The organism is Streptomyces sp. NPDC003038 (genome assembly GCF_040611115.1).
In the GTDB taxonomy this organism is placed as follows: Bacteria; Actinomycetota; Actinomycetes; order Streptomycetales; family Streptomycetaceae; genus Streptomyces.
Genome location: NZ_JBEXNN010000014.1, coordinates 16,234 through 35,179, shown reverse-complemented (window position 1 = coordinate 35,179; position 18,946 = coordinate 16,234). Strand labels below are relative to the sequence as shown.

19 protein-coding genes and 1 pseudogene are annotated in these 18,946 nt (G+C 72.9%); 13 read left to right on the top strand and 7 right to left on the bottom strand.

Annotated features, from left to right (window positions below; all coding sequences use genetic code 11):
* Positions 1–5: 5 nt before the first annotated feature.
* Entirely contained in the window at positions 6–1,508 is a 1,503-nt protein-coding gene (locus ABZX75_RS19070; protein WP_355412143.1) for an FUSC family protein, read from the bottom strand.
* A gap of 342 nt (positions 1,509–1,850) precedes the next feature.
* On the opposite strand from ABZX75_RS19070, the gene ABZX75_RS19065 reads away from it, so the two are divergent.
* A complete protein-coding gene (locus ABZX75_RS19065) occupies positions 1,851–2,285 on the top strand; it encodes a DUF6153 family protein (RefSeq protein ID WP_355411889.1) in 435 nt (144 codons plus the stop codon).
* Positions 2,286–2,369: 84 nt separating this feature from the next.
* The gene (locus ABZX75_RS19060; RefSeq protein WP_355411887.1) at positions 2,370–2,993 is read left to right on the top strand and encodes a DUF305 domain-containing protein; all 624 of its coding nucleotides are present in this window, start codon (positions 2,370–2,372) and stop codon (positions 2,991–2,993) included.
* A gap of 108 nt (positions 2,994–3,101) precedes the next feature.
* Here the strand turns inward: ABZX75_RS19060 and ABZX75_RS19055 are convergent, their stop codons facing one another.
* Positions 3,102–3,704, bottom strand: coding sequence for a TetR family transcriptional regulator (locus ABZX75_RS19055; protein ID WP_355411884.1), 603 nt, complete (start codon positions 3,702–3,704; stop codon positions 3,102–3,104).
* Between the two features lie 113 nt (positions 3,705–3,817).
* Between ABZX75_RS19055 and ABZX75_RS19050 the strand changes: the two genes are divergently transcribed.
* A complete protein-coding gene (locus ABZX75_RS19050; protein ID WP_355411882.1) occupies positions 3,818–4,663 on the top strand; it encodes a class I SAM-dependent methyltransferase in 846 nt (281 codons plus the stop codon).
* Positions 4,664–4,701: 38 nt separating this feature from the next.
* Here ABZX75_RS19050 and ABZX75_RS19045 read toward each other — a convergent pair whose 3' ends face one another.
* Entirely contained in the window at positions 4,702–4,938 is a 237-nt protein-coding gene (locus ABZX75_RS19045) for a DUF6213 family protein (RefSeq protein WP_355411880.1), read from the bottom strand.
* A 254-nt stretch (positions 4,939–5,192) separates the two neighbouring features.
* Between ABZX75_RS19045 and ABZX75_RS19040 the strand changes: the two genes are divergently transcribed.
* The 3 genes from ABZX75_RS19040 to ABZX75_RS19030 all read left to right on the top strand — a co-directional run bounded on the left by ABZX75_RS19040 (position 5,193) and on the right by ABZX75_RS19030 (position 6,863).
* Positions 5,193–5,597 carry an actin depolymerization factor/cofilin-like domain-containing protein gene (locus ABZX75_RS19040; RefSeq protein ID WP_355411878.1) on the top strand — a complete coding sequence of 135 codons (405 nt, stop codon included), beginning with the start codon at positions 5,193–5,195 and terminating at the stop codon, positions 5,595–5,597.
* 276 nt (positions 5,598–5,873) lie between these two features.
* Positions 5,874–6,329 carry a DUF5133 domain-containing protein gene (locus tag ABZX75_RS19035; protein WP_355411876.1) on the top strand — a complete coding sequence of 152 codons (456 nt, stop codon included), beginning with the start codon at positions 5,874–5,876 and terminating at the stop codon, positions 6,327–6,329.
* A 183-nt stretch (positions 6,330–6,512) separates the two neighbouring features.
* Positions 6,513–6,863, top strand: a complete 351-nt coding sequence (locus ABZX75_RS19030) for an ATP-binding protein (protein WP_355412141.1) — start codon at positions 6,513–6,515, stop codon at positions 6,861–6,863.
* Positions 6,864–6,905: 42 nt separating this feature from the next.
* Here the strand turns inward: ABZX75_RS19030 and ABZX75_RS19025 are convergent, their stop codons facing one another.
* Positions 6,906–7,223 (bottom strand): hypothetical protein, encoded by a 318-nt coding sequence (locus ABZX75_RS19025; RefSeq protein WP_355411874.1) that lies wholly within the window; start codon positions 7,221–7,223, stop codon positions 6,906–6,908.
* A 360-nt stretch (positions 7,224–7,583) separates the two neighbouring features.
* Between ABZX75_RS19025 and ABZX75_RS19020 the strand changes: the two genes are divergently transcribed.
* Together ABZX75_RS19020 and lysA are read left to right on the top strand one after the other, a co-directional pair.
* Positions 7,584–7,919, top strand: coding sequence for an SAV_915 family protein (locus ABZX75_RS19020; RefSeq protein WP_355411872.1), 336 nt, complete (start codon positions 7,584–7,586; stop codon positions 7,917–7,919).
* A gap of 13 nt (positions 7,920–7,932) precedes the next feature.
* Positions 7,933–9,267, top strand: a complete 1,335-nt coding sequence (gene lysA, locus ABZX75_RS19015) for a diaminopimelate decarboxylase (protein ID WP_355411870.1) — start codon at positions 7,933–7,935, stop codon at positions 9,265–9,267.
* Positions 9,268–9,329: 62 nt separating this feature from the next.
* Here the strand turns inward: lysA and ABZX75_RS19010 are convergent, their stop codons facing one another.
* Complete coding sequence (locus ABZX75_RS19010; RefSeq protein ID WP_355411868.1) at positions 9,330–9,923, bottom strand: histidine phosphatase family protein; 594 nt, start codon at positions 9,921–9,923, stop codon at positions 9,330–9,332.
* Between the two features lie 73 nt (positions 9,924–9,996).
* Between ABZX75_RS19010 and ABZX75_RS19005 the strand changes: the two genes are divergently transcribed.
* From ABZX75_RS19005 to ABZX75_RS18995, 3 genes and pseudogenes are all read left to right on the top strand, one after another.
* Positions 9,997–10,476: an Lrp/AsnC family transcriptional regulator gene (locus ABZX75_RS19005; protein WP_355411866.1), complete on the top strand. Its 480-nt coding sequence runs from the start codon at positions 9,997–9,999 to the stop codon at positions 10,474–10,476.
* A 45-nt stretch (positions 10,477–10,521) separates the two neighbouring features.
* Positions 10,522–11,207, top strand: a pseudogene (locus ABZX75_RS19000) (beta-phosphoglucomutase family hydrolase).
* Between the two features lie 144 nt (positions 11,208–11,351).
* A complete protein-coding gene (locus ABZX75_RS18995) occupies positions 11,352–12,452 on the top strand; it encodes an FAD-dependent oxidoreductase (RefSeq protein WP_355411864.1) in 1,101 nt (366 codons plus the stop codon).
* A 9-nt stretch (positions 12,453–12,461) separates the two neighbouring features.
* Here ABZX75_RS18995 and mltG read toward each other — a convergent pair whose 3' ends face one another.
* Positions 12,462–13,346, bottom strand: coding sequence for an endolytic transglycosylase MltG (gene mltG / locus ABZX75_RS18990; RefSeq protein WP_355411862.1), 885 nt, complete (start codon positions 13,344–13,346; stop codon positions 12,462–12,464).
* Positions 13,347–13,402: 56 nt separating this feature from the next.
* Positions 13,403–15,286 carry an ABC transporter ATP-binding protein gene (locus ABZX75_RS18985; protein WP_355411860.1) on the bottom strand — a complete coding sequence of 628 codons (1,884 nt, stop codon included), beginning with the start codon at positions 15,284–15,286 and terminating at the stop codon, positions 13,403–13,405.
* 94 nt (positions 15,287–15,380) lie between these two features.
* Between ABZX75_RS18985 and ABZX75_RS18980 the strand changes: the two genes are divergently transcribed.
* Together ABZX75_RS18980 and ABZX75_RS18975 are read left to right on the top strand one after the other, a co-directional pair.
* Positions 15,381–15,833, top strand: coding sequence for a MarR family transcriptional regulator (locus ABZX75_RS18980; RefSeq protein WP_355411858.1), 453 nt, complete (start codon positions 15,381–15,383; stop codon positions 15,831–15,833).
* Between the two features lie 40 nt (positions 15,834–15,873).
* Positions 15,874–18,822 carry an FAD-binding and (Fe-S)-binding domain-containing protein gene (locus tag ABZX75_RS18975; protein WP_355411856.1) on the top strand — a complete coding sequence of 983 codons (2,949 nt, stop codon included), beginning with the start codon at positions 15,874–15,876 and terminating at the stop codon, positions 18,820–18,822.
* Positions 18,823–18,946 lie beyond the last annotated feature (124 nt).

Here is an 18,946-nt window from a genome sequence, read left to right as displayed (position 1 = left end):
CTTGCTCAGGCACGTGCCAGGGGCTCGGTCGGCGGCGTCCGCAGCGGCTCGACCAGTTCGGCCAGGAGGCGCTCCAGTCCCTTCACATGAGTGAGCGCGGGCTCGTCGTGGGCCGGCGCCGTACGGGAGACGGTCGGCGCCGCCCCCTCCCCCGGCAGGTCGGCGCCCGGGGAGGTCAGGGCTTCCACGGCCGCCTCGACGCGCCAGCAGGCCGCCGCGAGGCGGGCGTCATGGCTCGCGTCCGGGTCCGCCGCCACCGAGACGAGTCCGCGCACCTCACGGGCGCATGCGTCGAGGAGCGCCAGTACGCGCCGGGCACGCGCTTTGCGGCCCCGGAACGGGCTCAGCGGATGGACGAGCGGCGCGAGGGAGAGCCGTACCCGTCCCAGCAGCAGCTCCAGTTCGGCGGCGTGCGGGGCGGGGTCGGCCTCCGGGTCGCCGGCCAGGCGGCGGAGGGAGACCGAGGTGGAGGCCCGTACGCAGTGCAGCGCGCGCTGGATCCAGGCGTCGTTCGTGGAGTGCGTGGTGACCGGCAGCACGAGGAGCACGGCGAGTGAGGCGCCCACCGCGCCGATGGCCGTCTCCTCCAGGCGGAGCAGGAGCAGGCCGGGGTCGAGCACGCCCAGCAGGCCGTAGAGCAGCCCTGCCATCAGTGTCACGGCCAGCACCATCCAGCTGTAGGAGACCGCGGCCGTGTAGAAGATGCCGAAGACGCAGACGGCGACCAGGGCGGCGGTCGGGGCGGGCGCCCCGTGCAGCGGGATGGCGATCAGCACGCCGACGACGATGCCGACCACCGTGCCCAGCACGCGGCGGAAGCCGCGTACGAGGGTCTCGCCGCGCGACACCGTGTTGACGAAGATCCACCAGGCGGTGCCGACGGCCCAGTACCAGCGGTCCTCGGAGAGCACCTGGCCGATGGCGAGGGCGAAGGCGCACGCGGCGGTGGCCTGGAAGGCCTGGCGGGTGGTGGGCCGGGCCAGGCCGCGGCCGGTCAGCGGCGCGGGCGCGGCGGCCGGCGGGGTGCGCCGCTCGATGGGCCACAGCAGGAAGCGCACGGCGCCGGAGGCGACCAGGGCCAGGGCGACGGCCGCGTACAGCTCCGGCAGCTGAGCGGGGACGGCGTGCAGGAATTGCGTGATGAAGAAGTTCATGAACGCGAAGATCCCGAGCGCGTGGCCGCGCGGCCCCCAGCGGCGGGCGTAGACCCCGCAGAAGACGACGAGGAGGAAGACCGTGTCGCGGGCGAGGGTCACGCCGTGGAGGGTGGTGGCGAGGGCGAGTACGGGAAATCCGACGGCCGGCAGCAGAGCGGTGGAGACCGCCTGGCGGCGCACGGTGGTGTCGGTGACGGTGAAGAGGGCGAGCAGCGCCGCCAGTCCCCCGGTGATCGAGGCGGTCAGGGAAAACCCGGCGAGTTCCGCCACGGCGACGGCGAGGCCGACGCCGATGACGGCGCGGGACGAGGTCCTCAGCCTGATGCGCCCCGGATCCGGAGCCACGAACATCCTCTTCACGGCGGTCGGCCGCCCCCTTGTCTTGCTCACCGACGGCCGCGGGCGGCCCGGGGATGGTGGGCGCGCGCAGGCACGACGAAGGCACCGCGGTCCGGATCCGGCTTCGTTGCCGTCCGGCGCTGCGCGGCGCCGATTATGCATGGATAGACCACAGATAAGCATCCATAGGGGCAATGGCTCAAGTCGTGTCCGAAACACTGGGCCATTGGTACAGCCCGGTGGGCTGTTCCTGGGCCAAGGGCGTGCCAACGGACCGGCGGGACGACGGGCCGTCCGTGCACGAGTGGCGGACCGGCCGCGCCGGCCTGGTGAGGACTGCTTACGATGCGGGGTATGAGCGGCCGGGCGAGACGAGCGAGGAAGCCCTTCGGGCTGCGCGCCCGCCTGCTGCTCGTCCTGGCGGTGCTGGCCGGTCTCGTCGCCATGCACGGCCTGGGGCCGCAGGCGGTCCCGGCGGCCGCGCACACCAGCGGCCGGGCGACCGGCCACACGCCCGCTCACACGCCCGCTGCTATGGCAGTGGCAGCCGGCCATGAGGAGTTTCTCCCGGCCGGCGATTCCCCGGAGGACGGCGGCGGGCATTCCCAGCACGCCGACGCGACCTGCGCTGCGGCCGGTGTCGGCGGCGCGCCCGTTCTGCCCGCGCCGGGCCTCGTCAAGGCGGGGCCGGCGGCGGCGGCAACCGTCGCCCACGGGACCACGTCGGACGCTGCGGCGTACGGACGCCCGCCCCCTTCCCTGAGCGAACTGCAACTCCTGCGCATATAGGACGGCCCCGGCCTGCCCGCCGGCCCGGTCCTCTTTCCGCATGCGCCCTTGTCGGGCGTACTCAGTACAGCCAGGAGCAGCACCATGTCCAGCAAGCGTTCCCTGATCCGCCGCGCCACCGCAGTGGCCGCGGCCGCCGCCGCCGGCCTCGTCCTCGCCGCCTGCGGCGGAAACGACGGAGGCGCGGGCCACAACGGTCACGACTCCGGCGCCTCGCCCACCGCCACCGCATCGGCCCGGCAGGGTGAGCACAACGCCGCCGACACCGCTTTCGCCCAGGGGATGATCCCCCACCACCGCCAGGCCGTCGAGATGGCGGACCTGGCCCCGACCCGCGCCGAATCGGCCGAGGTCAAGAAGCTGGCCGACGAGATCAAGAAGGCTCAGGACCCGGAGATCAAGACGCTCTCCGGCTGGCTCACCTCCTGGGGTGAGCAGGTGCCCGCCGAGGGCGAAGGCCACGGCGGGCACGCCATGGAGGGGATGATGACGGCCGAGGAGATGGAACGGCTGGAGAAGGCTTCCGGCAAGGCCTTCGACACCGCGTTCCTGGAGATGATGGTCAAGCATCACGAAGGCGCCGTCGCCATGGCCAAGGCCGAGCAGTCCGGCGGCTCGTACGGGCCCGCGAAGGAGATGGCCGGCGCCATCGTCACCTCTCAGAGCGCCGAGATCGCCCGCATGAACGCGCTCCTCGGCAAGAGCTGACCTCGCGCGCCGGCCTTCGGGCCGGGGCGGGCACCCCGGAGCCGTCACGGCTTCGGGGTGTCCGCGCGCAGCGGCCGGCCCGGCCGGGTCACGGTGAAGGCGGGGAGATCACCGCGGCGGGTGTGGCGTCCCCAGCAGGAGCGCGACCAGGCGCTCGGTCGTCTCGCGCGGGTCCGTCCGGGCGCCGGGGACGCGGGTCATCAGCAGGTGGTGGACCGTACCCACCAGCGCGAGCGCGGTCATGGCCGCATCGGCGCCCTCGGGCACCCGGCCGAGTTTCCGTTCCGCCTCCAGATAGGCGGTGACCGACTCCTGCATCGCGGCGAAGCCCGGCGCGCCGGCCCGCAACGCCTCGCGGGTGTGCAGCGAGGCACCCGGGCGGGTCAGGGCGAGGCCGACCACCGCCGGGTCCAGGGAGCCCAGCAGGGCGAGCGCGACCTCCACGAGGTTCCCGGCCACGCTGTCCTGCCCCACCCGCGCGGCCAGCTCCTCGGCCTTGCGGGCGCTGCGCGCGAACCGGTCGAGGACCAGCTCCGCGACGAATTCGTCCAGCCCGGTGAAGTGCGTGTGCAGGACCCCCTTGGCGCAGTCCGCCTCCGCCGTGACCGCCCGGCTGGTCAGGGCCGCTGCGCCGTCCCGGGCGACCACGCGCTCCGCTGCGGCGAACAGCCGCTCGCGCAGGTCGGGGATCGCCACTCCACGCGGTGTCATAGGGCCTCTTTCCGGAATCCGATGGCAAGTATGGGCGGACGCCCATACTCTTTGGGCATTCGCCCATTCTAGGGGGACGCACTGCGTCGCCCCGCAGGTCTCGGAGGTTTCGCATGGACCGCATCGCCAACACCGATCAGGCTCAGGCTTGGAACGGAAGCGAAGGCGCCCACTGGGCACGGCACCAGGACCGTTGGGACGCCGTCAACGACGGCTTCAACCAGCTCCTCCTCGGCGCGGCCGCGATCGCGGGCCGCAGCCGCGTCCTGGACATCGGCTGCGGGGCCGGCCGTACGACGCGCCTCGCCGCCCGCCAGGCCGGCGCGGGCGGCCAGGCCGTGGGTCTGGACCTCTCGGCCCCCATGCTGGAACGGGCCCGGGCGAGCGCCGAGCGCGAGGGGCTGGACAACGTGTCCTTCGTCGAGGGCGACGCCCAGGTCCACCCCTTGGAGCCGGGCACCTTCGATACGGCCGTCAGCCGCTTCGGCGTGATGTTCTTCGCCGACCCCGTGGCCGCCTTCGCCAACATCGGTCGGGCCCTGCGACCCGGCGGCCGCCTGGCCTTCATCTGCACGGCGGAGGCCGAGGGCAACGAATGGCTCCAGGCCATCGCCGCCCTGCGCGACATCCTCCCCGTGGGGGACTTCGGCAAGCCGGGAACGCCGGGCATGTTCTCCCTCGCGGTCCCCGACGACACGTACGGGATCCTGTCCGCCGCCGGCTTCGAGGGGGCCCAGGCGGTACGTGTCGAAGCCTTCGGGAACTGGGGCCGCGACGCCGAGGACGCCGCCGCGTTCCTGCTGGACTCCGGCCCCGGCCGCCATCTGCTCGCCCAGGTGGACTCGCGCGTGGGGGCGCTGGCCCGGCGGACCCTCGTCGACGTGATGCGCCCCCACGAGACGGACGGCGGCGTACTGCTGCGCAGCAGCGCCTGGCTGGTCACCGCCGTCCGCACGTGAACCGGGACCGCGCCACCGCGCGACCGCGCGCCCCGGTGTCAGACGACCTCCTCCGTCTGGATCGGCATGAACGCGATGCAATCGACGTCGAGCTGGTCGGCGAGCACGTTCAGCACACCGGCCAGGGCGAGCACGGTCTCGGGATCGAGGTCCGTCTCGTCCGTCGTGCGCAGCCAGTCGGCCGCGAGGCGCCGCAGCAGGCCGGTCACCTGGTCGGCGGGGACCATCAGGTGGCCCGTCGGCGCGGGCGCGAGGGGCACGGACACATTCATCATGGAAACCGCCTCCCCCGAGTGAGGAGCGTCAGGTGTCGGCCTTCGCGGTCCTGATGTTTCCTGGACGCGCTGGGCCATGGCCGTCTCCCGCCACTGGAAGCAACCCCTTCATCGAACGGCTACCCGGGCCCGGGGGCGCTAAGCGCCCGGTGGCGGCCGCACGCCGGGGCCACGGGCGCGCCGCGGAACCTCCCCGGGGGCGGTTCGTTGAGCCGCTCGACCGGTTGCCGCCCGAATGACCCTAAGGACTCGCCGTGAGCAGTGACATCACCGTGGAAGACAGCTGTCTCAGCGCATTCCAGGACCTGAAGAGCAAGCGGGCGGTCAACACCGTGGTCTTCCGGCTCAGCGACGACTTGGACGCCGTCGTCCTGGACTTCACGGGGAACCTGACGCACGAGGAGCTCCTGAAGTCGCTCCCGGCCGCCGAACCCCGGTTCGTCGTGTACGACCTGGCCTTCGCCACGGCCGACGGAGCCCGCAGGAACCTGGTCGTGCTGATCTCCTGGTGCCCCGAGGGCACGGACGCCGAGCGGCGAAGGGCGCACTCCTCGGCCCACGGCACCCTCGGGGACCTGCTCGACGGTGTCCAGGTCCACGTACAGGCCACGGTCCTGGCCGAGGTTCAGTACCACGAGCTCGTGGCCAGGGCCTCCTGACGCGGCTTCCGCGGCTTCAGGAGACCGGCGGACAGGAGCGTCGGCCTCCTGCCCCGGACGCGGACGGTCCGCCGGAAGGGGCGCTCGCTCCCCGCCTCGTCACCCTGCGTGGGTGTGCCGCGCCGCCCTTCGCGGGCATACCTCACATACTGCTTGCCAGCACGGACACGCCCCATGACCCATGGACGAAGGGATGGCACCGTGACGCCTCCTGCTGCTCCCGAGCGATCGGCACCCGATGCTTCGGGGGCGCCCCGGGCTGCCCGGCGCGGCCCCGTGCGGGCTGTCGTGGACGAGCCGACGCAGTGGGCCCTCGGGATGCTCATGGCGCTCACTCCGTGCACCGCTCCGGCAGCCGCGGAGATCCTGGAGTCGGCGGCGAGGACGGCCGGGGTCACACCACGTGAGGTCGCCTCGGCCTTGTCGGAGCAGGCCCGGGGCGGGCCGCTGCCGAGGCGGGTCGAGCGTGCGCTGCGGCTGGCGGTGGAGGCCGCGCGGGCTCCGGCGGCAGGTCCCTCGTGCGGGCTGTTGCCCGAGCTCGGCCGGGCGGCCGAGGTGCTGGATCGTTTCCGTGCCTGTCTGGCCCGTGTCCAGGCCGCTCCGGCAGACACGGCGGCCCGGCGCGCGCTGGACGACGCGGCGTACACGTTGTGCGTCCTCATGGGGCGGCGTACCGCGCACCAGGCGCTGCGGGCGGCGGAGGAGTACGTGATGTCGCGCCCGGGTTCGTAGCTGATGACCGCTTCCCCGCCGGAATCGCTCGGCACCCGAGCGGATTCGGGCGTGTCCCGCTCCCCTGACGGGGCAGGAGCGCGTTATGAGCCAGGAAAGCCGGGACCAGGGATGCGCCCCATGACCATGCGCCGGACAGCGGTTCACCGGACAGCCGCCCACCGGGCGGAGCGCGCCGGCGCACTGTCACCGGCCAGGGCCCGTGCCCTTGTGAAGGCTCTGGTCGCATCGGGGTCCGCCGCGTCGGCCGACGTCCTGACGGACGCGTTGCTGATCACTTCGGAACTGGTCACGAATGCCGTCAGGCACGGAGGCGGAGTGCTCCACTTCGCCGCGGAGGTCGATCGGCACCTGCTGCGGATATCGGTCACCGACCCCAGCCGCGAACTCCCCCGCACGGAGCCGTCGCGAGATCCGCGCTCGGGCGCCGGCGGGTTCGGATGGCCCTTGATTTGCCGGCTGACCGAGAGCGTCACCATCACGCCGGGCGCACGTGGCGGAAAGACCATCCGGGTGGCCCTGCGCCTGGCATGACGCAGCGGCCGGCGAGGGCGCCGGCTCGCCGTCCCGCCGTCTTCACTGGGTGTCGTCGCGCGCCAGCCCGAGGGCCAGCTCCTGAAGGATTTCCTCGGTCGACGGTTCCACCTCGGCCTCGTCGTAGGCGTCGGAGACCGCCTCGAAGGCGAGGATGAATCCGGTGAGCAGAGCGCTCAACGGCTCGGCGAGCTGGCTCAGCACCGACAGACCGACCTCTTCGGGGCCGGCGAACGCCGGTACGACGAACTGCGACGGAATCACCTCGCCCAGCAGGTCGGAGACGAAACTCTCCTCCTCGCCTCCGCGCAGGGCCGTGAGGGCGGCGATGGCCTTGAGCTTGATCTCGTTCTCGGTCACCCTCCGAGCCTAGGATCCCGGGGCATGATCGGCGGGTTGACCTGCCGGACCACGCGCGGCATTGCGTACGCGCAGGCGGCCGGCACCGGTGACCGGTCACCGGGGGTCATGCCGTCGTGCCGGGCGACCGAAGCGAACGCCCCGGCGGGCCGTGGCGCGCGGCAGCCCCGGGTGGCGAGGAGGCCGGCCGCGCCGGTTCGCCGTCAGCGATCCGTATGAACCGGCCCTACGGACGTCAAGGCCGCGTCAAGGAGCGGCCGCGGAGGTACGTGGGCGGGGAAGGTTTCCGTGTCGTCAACCGATCGCAACCGCCCGCCAACCGACCGCAGGCCGACCGTGGTTGGCCTTGAGGAGCGCCCCATGTGTCTGTTCCGGTACGCCGACGATCCCCAGCCCGAGGAACGGTTCCCGGCCCGGCCGCTGTACGTACCGGTCCGGCCCGCGGGAGCGGAGGTGGTGCTCCGGATGTTCCGCACGCCTCTGGGGGAACGCACCGCCGTCGGATTCACCGGCAGGGACCCGCTGTCCGCGATGCTCGGAGCCCAGCAGTCCTGGATCCGGCTCTCGGAGTCCGCGCTCCGCGCGATGGCCGCGCCGCTCGGCGTCCGCCTCCTCACGATCGATCCGACCTTCTCGGCCCCCGCCGTCACCCCGGTGCCGGCGCCGGCGGCCGAGTTCTCCGTACGTGCCGTCTGAGGGGGAGGCTTCCATGACCGTGGCCGAGCTCCGCGAGCTCCCCACCGGCGCGGAGGACCTGTCCGTCTGGCCCGCCTCCACGACCCGCCTACCGCAGGGCGGGATCGCGGTCGGCGGGGTGTCCCTGACGGAGATCGCCGACCGGTTCGACACGCCCGCGTACGTCCTGGACGAGGGCGAGGTCCGCGAACGCTGCCGTACGTACCGGGACGCCTTCCCCGGCGCCGATGTGCTGTACGCCGCCAAGGCGTTCCTGTCCCGGGCGGTGGTGCGCTGGATCGACGAGGAGGGGCTCGGGCTCGACGTGTGCTCGGCAGGCGAGCTCGAACTCGCCGTCACCGCGGGCTTCCCGCCCGAGCGCATCGTGCTGCACGGCAACGCGAAGTCGCCCCGGGACATCGCGGCGGCGCTGCGGCTCGGCGTCGGCCGGATCGTGATCGACAGCCCGTCGGAGATCGCGCGGCTGGCCTCTGCCGTCGGTCCGCGGGGCCACCAGAAGGTGATGGTGCGGGTCGTCCCCGGCATCTCGGCGGGCGGCCACGAGAAGATCCGTACGGGTACGGACGACCAGAAGTTCGGGCTGTGCGTCACGGACGGTTCGGCGCAGCACGCCATCACCCGCGTGCTGGGGCAGCCGCAGCTCGAACTCACCGGCCTGCACTGCCACATCGGCTCCCAGATCGCCGAGGTCAAGCCGTACGTCACCGCGGTGCGCCGCATGGTGGGCCTGATGGCCCGCGTCCGCGACAGCCACGGAGTCACCCTGCCCGAACTGGACATGGGCGGCGGCCACGGCATCGCCTACCGGCCCGGCGAGCCGGCACTCGACCTGACGGCCCTGGCCCGCAGGCTCCGTACGGAACTCGTCGAAAGCTGCGCCGCCGCCGGGATCGCCGTCCCCCGTCTGGCCGTCGAACCAGGCCGCGCGCTCGTGGGTCCGGCGGGGGTGGCGCTGTACCGGGTGCTGACCGTCAAGCACACGGGGGACCGCGTCTTCGTGGCCGTCGACGGCGGCATGAGCGACAACCCTCGCCCTGCCCTGTACGGAGTGCGGTACGCGCCCCGCCTCATCGGGCGTCACTCGGCGGCCGGTCCCCGTACCGCCACGGTCGTCGGACGCCACTGCGAGGCGGGTGACGTCCTCGCGGCCGACGTCCCGCTGCCGGCCGACATCCGGCCCGGCGATCTGCTCGCGGTGCCGGTGGCGGGCGCGTACCAACTGTCCATGGCCTCCGGCTACAACCTCGTCGGCAGGCCCCCGGTCGTCGCGGTCCACGAGGGCACGGCCAGGCTGCTCGTCCGGCGCGAGACCTTGGAGGACTTCCGCAGCCGCGACATCGGCGGATAGGGCCGCAGGCCGCGGGTCCAGTCGAGGGTCAAGGGCCGAGGAGGAGGAGGAGGCGGCGGCGGTCAGGGGCGGGTGTTCCAGCCCGCGATCACCGGCAGCCCGTGCTCCGTGGAGAGCACGCTCACCGTGCCGGTGAGCAGGAGGAACAGCCGGCCGTCCTGGGGCGGCAGGCCGAGGTAGCGGGCGGTCAGGACCCGCAGGAGATGGCCGTGGGCGACCAGCACCGCGTTCCCCCCGTCCGCGCGGAGCACCGGGGCCACCCGGGCCAGGACCCGGTCCGCGCGGGCGCCCACCTCGGCGGCGCTCTCGCCGGGATGCGCGGCATCGCCCGGCGGGACGCCGTCGGTCCACAGCGACCAGTGCGGCCGGGTCCTCCGGATCTCCGCCGTGGTGACGCCCTCGTAGCCGCCGTAATCCCACTCGTACAGGTCCGGGTCCGCGACGCCGCCGGTCAGCCCGGCGCACGCGGCCGTGGCGACGGCCCGGCGCAGCGGGCTGGTCAGCACCAGGGCCGGGTGCCGGTCCCGGAAGAAGGGGGCCAGTGCGAGGGCCTCCTCGACGCCCCGCGCGGTCAGCGGCACATCGGTGCGGCCGGTGTGCCGCCCGTCCGCGCTCCACGCCGTCTCGCCGTGCCTCACTAGCAGCAGGTCGCTCACTCTGCGGACCCTATGCGCTGGGCCGCGGATGCGCGCTTCGTCCGGGTGACTGGACCATTGGTACAGTCACGGTATGGCGGTGGACGAGCTAGACACCAGAATCCTGCGCCTGCTGATCGAGCAGCCGCGCACCAGCGTCCGCGAGTACGCCAGGCTCCTCGGCGTCGCACGCGGCACCCTGCAGGCCCGGCTGGAACGGCTGGAACGTACCGGGGTGATCACCGGCACCGGGCCCGTGCTCTCCCCCGCCGCGCTCGGCCATCCCGTACTGGCCTTCGTGCACATCGAGGTCACGCAGGGTCACCTGGACGAGGTGGGGGACGCGCTCGCCGCCGTACCCGAGATCATCGAGGCCTTTTCGATCACCGGCGGCGGGGACCTGCTGACCCGCGTGGCGGCCCGGGACAACGCCCACCTGGAGGACGTGATCCAGCGCCTGATCCAGCTCCCCGGCGTGGTCCGCACCCGCACCGAGGTCGCCCTGCGGGAGCGGGTCGCCCACCGGCTGCTGCCACTGGTCGAATCCGTGGGACGGGCTGCCCGCACCGACTGACAGGATGGTCCGGACAGGACACGACCGGCAGGACGGACACCACGGATGACCTCCGTCATATTCGACCTCGACGGCACCCTCGTGGACAGCGAGCCGCATTACTACGCATCCGGCCGCCGCACCCTGGAGCGGCACGGCGTCACCGGTTTCACGTGGGAACAGCACGTCCGCTTCATCGGCATCGGCACCCTGGAGACGCTGGAGATCCTCAAGGACCGGTACGGGATCCCCGCGCCGGTGGAACAGCTGCTCGCCGAGCAGAACGACGCCTACCTGGAGCTGGCCCGTACCGAGACCGAGGTCTTCCCGCAGATGCGGAAGTTCGTGGCACGGCTGCATGCCGAGGGCGTGCCGATGGCGGTGGCCTCCGGCTCCTCGCGCGAGGCGATCGACGCCGTGCTGGCCGGCACCGGCCTGGACTCCCTGCTGAGCACGGTGGTCTCCGCCGAGGAGGTCGCGCACGGCAAGCCCGCTCCGGACGTCTTCCTGGAGGCGGCCCGCCGACTGGGCGCCCGGCCCGCGGACTGCGTGGTCTTCGAGGACGCGGCGCCGGGCGCGCGGGCCGCCCGGGCGGCCGGCATGGACTGCGTGGCGATCCCGTACGTGCCGGACACCGCGCACGACCCGGCCTTCGCCGCCGTCGGGCTGCTCTTCCGGGCGGGCAGCGGGAGTTCAGCGCGGACGCGGCGCACGCGTGGCTGACCTCGCGCCGGACCGCCGGCGCGCCCTGAGGGCCTGATCGGCCTCCTCGGCCCGCTGGCCGGCTGGCTCCCTGGCACGCCGGATCGCATGGGGGTCGTCGTACCCGGGCACCCGGGCGGCGCGGGAAGATCCCGCGGTCGGCGCGAGTTAGTAGAACCGTGAACAGTAGAACTGTGAACGACATTGCGCTGGCAGCGGCGGACCGGGATGCGGCGGACGTGGACGTGGTGGTCGTCGGCGCCGGACAGGCGGGCCTGTCCAGCGCCTACCACCTGACGCGCGCGGGGCTCGCCCACGTGGTTCTGGACCACGCGCCCCTCCCGGGCGGCGCCTGGCAGTTCCGCTGGCCCTCACTGACCTACGGCAAGGTCCACGGCATGCACTCCCTGCCCGGCATGGAGCTCACCGGCGCCGACCCGCTGCGGCCGTCGTCCGAGGTGATCGCGGACTACTTCGACGCCTACGAGCACCGCTTCGGCCTGCGGGTACGACGCCCCGTGCACGTCACGGCCGTACGCGACGGGGTCGACGGAAGGCTCCGGGTGGAATCCTCGGCCGGCTCCTGGTCCGCCCGGGCCCTGATCAATGCCACCGGAACCTGGGACCGGCCGTTCTGGCCGCGCTATCCGGGCCAGGAGACCTTCCGCGGCCGCCAGCTGCACACCGCGAACTACCCGGGGCCGCAGGAGTTCGCCGGCGCGCGGGTGATCGTGGTGGGCGGCGGCACCTCCGCCGTGCAGCATCTGCTGGAGATCGCCGAAGTGGCGGCCGAGACCACCTGGGTGACCCGCCGGCCTCCGGCCTTCCGCGACGGCACCTTCAGCGAGGCCGAGGGCCGGGAGGCGGTGGCCCTGGTGGACGAGCGGGTGCGGCGGGGACTGCCGCCGCAGAGCGTGGTCAGCGTGACCGGCCTGCCGCTGAACGAGGCCGTCCGGGCCGGGCTTGACTCCGGGGTACTGGAGCGCCGGCAGATGTTCGACCTCATCACCACCACGGGCGCGGCCTGGGCGGACGGGCAGCGCGTGGACGCCGACGTCATCCTGTGGGCCACCGGATTCCGCGCGGCCGTCGACCATCTGGCCCCGCTGCGCCTGCGCGAGCCGGGCGGCGGCATCCGGGTCGAGGGGACCAGGGCGGCCCGCGACGAGCGGATCCACCTCGTCGGCTACGGCCCGTCGGCGTCGACGATCGGCGCCAATCGCGCGGGCGGCGCCGCGGTCCGCGAGATCCGCCGCCTGCTCACCCGCGAACGGGCCGGGGCGTCCGCCGCCTGACGGGCCGCTCTAACCGGCGCGGGAGCCTGCGTCGGCCCGGACTCCGGGACGCGCGCCGGCGCTCGCGCCGGCCGCGGCGCGGATCCGGTTGAACTCCGCCACGTGTTTCTTGTGCTCCTCGTACGTCGCGGAGAAGCGGGTGTCACCCGGCTTCACGGTGACGAAGAACAGCCAGTCGCCGGGGGTCGGCGCCACCGCGGCCGCCATGGCCTCCAGCCCGGGGCTGTCGATGGGTGTGGGCGGCAGGCCTTGGCGTTCGTACGTGTTGAAGGGGCTGTCGATCCGGGTCTCGCTCAGCTTGGTGTCGACGGTGGTGCGGTTCAGGGCGTAGTTGATGGTGGAGTCCATCTGGAGCGGCATCGACCGCGCCAGCCGGTTGTGCGCGACCCGTGCGACCTTGCCCATGTCGGCGCGGGTGTCTGCCTCCGCCTGGATGATGCTGGCCAGGGTGGCGGTCTGGTACGGGGTCATCCCGTGGGCTCTGCCGCCGTCCGCCACGGCCTTGGTGGCGAGCTTCTCGTTCGCCGTCCGCACCATGTACGCGAGCAGGATCTCCGGGGTGGTCTTCGAGGTCACCGGGTACGTCGCCGGGAAGAGGTACCCCTCCGGGTTGCCCTTCGCCTCTGCGGGCAGAGCCAGCCCGGCGGTGGCCACCGCCGCCTTGGTCGAGCCGGCGGGGAGCTTCAGCTCGCGGTCGACGGCGGCGTAGACCTGCGGTGCCCGCCAGCCCTCGGGGATCATCAACTGGCGCGGCCTTTCGGGCGCCTCCTCGCCCCGCAGCAGCGGGATCAGGGCTGCCGCCCCGAGGGCGAGCAGCATGCCGAGGAAGAGCGCCAACCGGCCCCGGCGGGTGAGCCGGGAACGGCGCTGTGGCGGCCGGTACTCATGACGCATGCGGGAACGCTAACCCTCGAACCATCACATTTCAGTCATCCACCACGGCGTGCCGGTCATACAATCACACTCGCACGGGGGCCGGCTGGACGCGTTTGGAGCGCCGCCTGAGCCGCCGCCGGCGTCAGCGCGGCGTCCCGGTCCCGGCGGACCAGGGCCGCATACCGCCCCTCCGCCTCCAGCAGCTCCTCGTGCGTCCCGCGCTCGGCTATGCGGCCCGCGTCCAGGACCACGATCTGGTCCGCATCGCGGACGGTGGAGAGGCGGTGCGCGATGGTGATGGTGGTGCGGCCCGCGGACAGGTTGTCGATGGCCTGCTGGACGGCGTGCTCGGTACGGGTGTCGAGGGCGCTGGTTGCCTCGTCGAGGATCAGCACCGGCGGGTCCCGCAGGATCGTGCGGGCGATCGCGAGGCGCTGCTTCTCACCGCCGGAGAACCGGTAGCCGCGCTCGCCCACCAGGGTGTCGTACCCGTCGGGCAGGGACTCGATGTGGTCGTGGATCTGGGCCGCGCGGGCCGCCTCGACGATCTCCTCGTCGGTGGCATCCGGCTTGGCGAAGCGCAGGTTGTCCGCCACCGAGGCGTGGAAGAGGTAGGTCTCCTGGGAGACCACGCCTATGGAGCGGGCCAGCGAGTCGAAGTCGAGGTCGCGCACGTCCACCCCGTCGAGGGTCACCCGTCCGCCCGTCACGTCGTAGAGCCGGGGTACCAGGTAGCTGAGCGTGCTCTTGCCGGAGCCGGTCGCGCCGACCACGGCGAGGGAGCCGCCGGCCGGGACGGTGATGTCGATGCCCGACAGGATCGGGCCGTGCTTGGCGTCGTACGCGAAGTCCACGTCCTCCAGCCGGATCTCGCCCTTCGCCCGGTCCAGGCGCACCGCGTCCTCGCGCTCGGTGATGTCCACCGGCAGGTCTAGGTACTCGAAGATGCGGGCGAACAGCGCCAGTGACGTCTGGATCTGCACACCGGTCGACAGCAGGCTCACGGCGGGCCGGAACAGGCCCTGCTGGAGGGTGACGAAGGCGACGAGGGTGCCGACGGAGAGTGAGGGGGCGCCCGACTGCATGGCCAGGCCGGCCGCCCAGTAGATGAGCGCGGGCATGGCGGCCATGACGATGCCGATGGTCGACATCCGCCAGCGCCCGGCCATGCTGGAGCGCACTTCGAGCCCGACGAGCTTCTCGGACTCCTCGGAGAAGGCCCGGGTCAGGGAGTCGGACCGGCCCATGGTGCGGCCGAGCAGGATGCCGCTCACCGACAGGGACTCGGTGACGGTCGCGGCCATGGCGGCCATCTGCTTCTGCCGCTGCGTGGTGATCTTCTTGCGCTCCCGGCCGACCCGCCGGCTGATCCACACGAAGACGGGGAGCAGGAGCAGCGAGACGAGGGTGAGCCGCCAGTCGAGCACGAGCATCGCGACGACGGAGGCGATGACGGCCGTGAGGTTGGAGACGAGGGAGGTGGCGGTGGAGGTGACGGTGGCCTGCATGCCGCCGATGTCATTGGCGATGCGGGACTGCACCTCGCCGGTGCGCGTCCGGGTGAAGAAGGCCAGCGGCATCCGCTGGAGCTGCGCGTAGACGGCGGCGCGCAGGTCGTGCATGACCCGCTGACCGACCGTGGTGGAGATCAGGGTCTGGAGCACGCCGAAGACGCTGGTGACGACGGCGGTGAGGATCATCCCGAGCGCGAGCAGGCTGAGCAGCCCGGTCCGGCCCTGGGGGATCGCGACGTCGAGGATCTCCTTGAGCAGGAACGGCGAGGCGACACCGACCAGCGAGGAGGCGCCGACCAGCACGCCGACGACGGCGAGCCGGCCTCGGTAGGGCCGGAAGAGGCCGACGATGCGGCGCAGTTCGCGCGGCTGCTCCGCCGGGTCGGGGCGGCTGGGGTCGAGGGGACGCTTCGGAGGCATCCATTCCGGTTCGTCGCGACGCATGGGCACCCTCCGGAGGTCGTCAGTCAAGTCCATTGGAGCATAGGTCATTGTTACCTATACTCACAATGAACGGGGTCCTGATATCGTTCCCGTCATGAGCACCGCTTCCGACACCGACCGGCTCCTCGCCGAGCAGCTGCTCCGCCTGACGCGCAGGCTCCACCGGATCCAGAAGCGCCACATGGAGCCCCTCGGGATCACTCCTGCCCAGAGTCGGCTGCTGCGCCTGGTCTCGCACTACGAAGGCGCCCAGCCGCCACGGATGGCGGACCTCGCCGCCCGCCTGGAGGTCGTTCCCCGGGCGGTGACCACCCTGGTGGACGGCCTGGAGGCGGCCGAGTGCGTGCGCCGCGCGCCCGACCCCGCCAACCGGCGCGTCGTACGGATCGAGCTCACCGACACCGGCCGCGCCACGCTGCGCCGCCTGCGCAACGCGCGAACCGACGCGGCAGAGGAGATCCTGGCTCCATTGACCGCCGACCAGCGCGAGGTGCTCGGCGGCCTGCTGAACGCTCTGGCGGACGCCCCGGCGGAGCGCCACTGCTGAGATGGCCCCGCGTGGGCCGCGAGTAGGCGAGGGGTCGCACATGCCGCTGCTGGAACCGAAGCCCGGGGCCCTGCGCCCGCGCGGCATCCGCGGCCCCGCACCCGACCGCGTACCCGAGCACCGTGCCGCCGGCACGCCAGAGCCGTTGCGCGCCGAGCTGACCGAGCTGCTCGGCGCCGACAAGGTGCTGTGGAAGATCTCCGACCTCGTCCGCTACGCCTCCGACGCCTCGCCCTACCGCTTCGTGCCCCAGGTCGTCGTGATCGCCGAGGACATCGACGACATCTCCGCGGTCCTCTCGTACGCCCACGGCAAGCAGCGCGACATCGTCTTCCGCGCCGCCGGGACCTCGCTCAACGGCCAGGCCCAGGGTGAGGACATCCTGGTCGACGTACGCCGCCACTGGGCCGGTGTGGAAGTACTGGAGGAGGGCCGCCGGGCCCGGATCCGGCCCGGCACCACCGTCCAGCGGGCCAACGCCGCCCTCGCCCGCCACGGCCGCATCCTCGGCCCCGACCCGGCCAGCGCCCTCGCCTGCACCCTCGGCGGGGTCGTCGCGAACAACGCCTCCGGCATGACGGCGGGCATCACGAGGAACGCGTACCGCACGCTCTCCTCGCTCACCCTCGTCCTGCCCGGCGGCACCGTCGTGGACACGGCCGACCCGCTGGCCGACGAGGAGCTGGCGCGCGCCGAACCGGCCCTGTGCCACGGGCTGATGGACATCAAGAAAGAGATCGAGGCCGACGCGGAGCTGGTCACCCGGATCCGCGCCAAGTACGAGATCAAGAACACCACCGGCTACCGCCTCGACGCCTACCTGGACGGCACCACCCCCGTCGAGATCCTGCGCGGGTTGATGGTCGGCTCCGAGGGCACCCTCGGCTTCATCGCCGAGGTGGTCTTCGACACCCTGCCGCTGGACCGGGAACACGCCGGCGCCCTGCTGTTCTTCCCCTCCCTGTCCGCCGCGGCGGCCGCCGTGCCGCTCTTCAACGAGGCCGGGGCCATCGCCGTCGAGCTGATGGACGGCAACACCCTGCGCGCCTCGGTCAGCGTCGCGGGCGTCCCCGCCGACTGGGCGGCCCTGCCCAGGGAGACGACCGCGCTCCTGGTGGAGTTCCGGGCTCCGGACGAAGCGGGCCTGACGGAGTACGAGCGCCGCGCGGCAGCGGTCCTGGCCTCGCTGGACCTGGTCGCGCCGGTTGCCTCGGTCACCAACGCCTTCACCCGGGACGCGAAGACCCTCGGCGGCTACTGGAAGGCCCGCAAGGCCTTCGTCACGGCCGTCGGAGGCGCCCGCGCCTCGGGCACCACCCTGATCACCGAGGACTTCGCGGTACCGCCGTCCCGGCTGGCCGAGGCCTGCGAGGCACTCCTCGAACTCCAGGCGGAGCACGGCTTCGACGCGGCCGTCGCCGGTCACGCGGCCCACGGCAACCTGCACTTCCTGCTCGCCTTCGACGCCGCCGAGCCCGCCGACGTCGAGCGGTACGCCGCCTTCATGGACGCGTTCTGCCGACTCACCGTGGAGCGGTTCGACGGCTCGCTGAAGGCCGAGCACTCCACCGGCCGCAACATCGCCCCGTTCCTGGAACTGGAATGGGGCCCCAAGGCCACCGAGCTGATGTGGCGCACCAAGCGGACCGTCGACCCGGACGGGGTGCTCGCCCCGCGGATCCTCCTCGACCGCGACCAGCGGGCGCACCTGCGCGGCCTCACAACGATTCCGCAGGTGGAAGCGGTGGCCGACCCGTGCATCGAGTGCGGCTTGTGCGAACCGACCTGCCCCAGCCAGGACCTGACGACCACTCCGCGCCAGCGGATCGTGCTGCGCCGCGAGATGATGCGCCAGCGGCCGGGCTCCCCCGTGCTGGACGAACTGCTCGGCGCCTACGGATACGACGCGGTGGACACCTGCGCGGGCGACTCCACCTGCAGGCTCGCCTGCCCGGTGGGCATCGACACCGGCGCGCTGATGAAGGACTTCCGCCACCGCCGGCACAGCCCGCGCGAGGAGCGGACCGCCGCACTGGCGGCGCGGCGCTTCCGGACGGTCGAGGCCGCCGCCCGGCTGGCCGTGGGCGCCGCCGACCAGCTGACCGACCGGCTGCCCGACCCGGTCGGGGACCGGCTGCTGGAGGCACTCACGGGGGCCGCGCGCCAGGCCGTACGCCCCGGCCTCGTTCCGCGGTGGCTGCCGCAGATCCCGGGCGCCGCGGCGCGGAACCTGCCCGCGACCCGGCGGGCGGGCGCCGCGGCGGTGTACTACCCGGCCTGCGTCAACCGGATCTTCGGCGGTCCCGAGGGCCGTCCCGGTCCCTCGCTGCCCGAGGCCGTGGTCGCCGTGTCCGAGCGGGCCGGGAAGCCGGTGTGGATCCCCGGTGACGTGCGGGGCACCTGCTGCGCGACGATCTGGCACTCCAAGGGCTACGACGCCGGGACCCGCGTGATGGCCAACCGGATCGTCGAGGCCGCCTGGGCCTGGACGGCCGGCGGTCAACTGCCGCTGGTGGTCGACGCCTCCTCCTGCACACTGGGCATCGCGCACGAGGTGGTCCCGTACCTCACCGACGACAACCGGGCGCTGCACGCGGAGCTCACCGTCCTCGACTCCCTCGTGTGGGCGGCGGACGAACTGCTGCCCCACCTGGAAATCCGGCGCACGGTCCGCTCGGCGGTCCTGCATCCCACCTGCTCGATGCGGCATTTGGGGGACGAGGAGCAGTTGCGGGCGGTCGCCGAGGCATGTGCCGACGAGGTGGTCGTCCCGGACGACACGGGATGCTGCGGCTTCGCGGGCGACCGGGGCATGCTCCACCCGGAGCTGACGGCCTCCGCGACGGCGCGCGAGGCCGCCGAGGTGACGGCCCGGTCCTTCGACGCGCATCTGTCGGCCAACCGGATGTGCGAGGTGGGCATGGACCGGGCGACCGGACGCGGTTACTACTCGGCCCTGCTCGAACTGGAGCACGCCAGTCGGCCTTGAGCGCCGCGTGAGCACCCGGCGCGCCCCCGGCAGGACCAGGCACTACGCCGTCCGCCGGGTCCGCAAACCTCCTGTCGGCGAGGCGTAACCGACGGAAAATCGATTGCCCGGAGCTGGTCCGGAA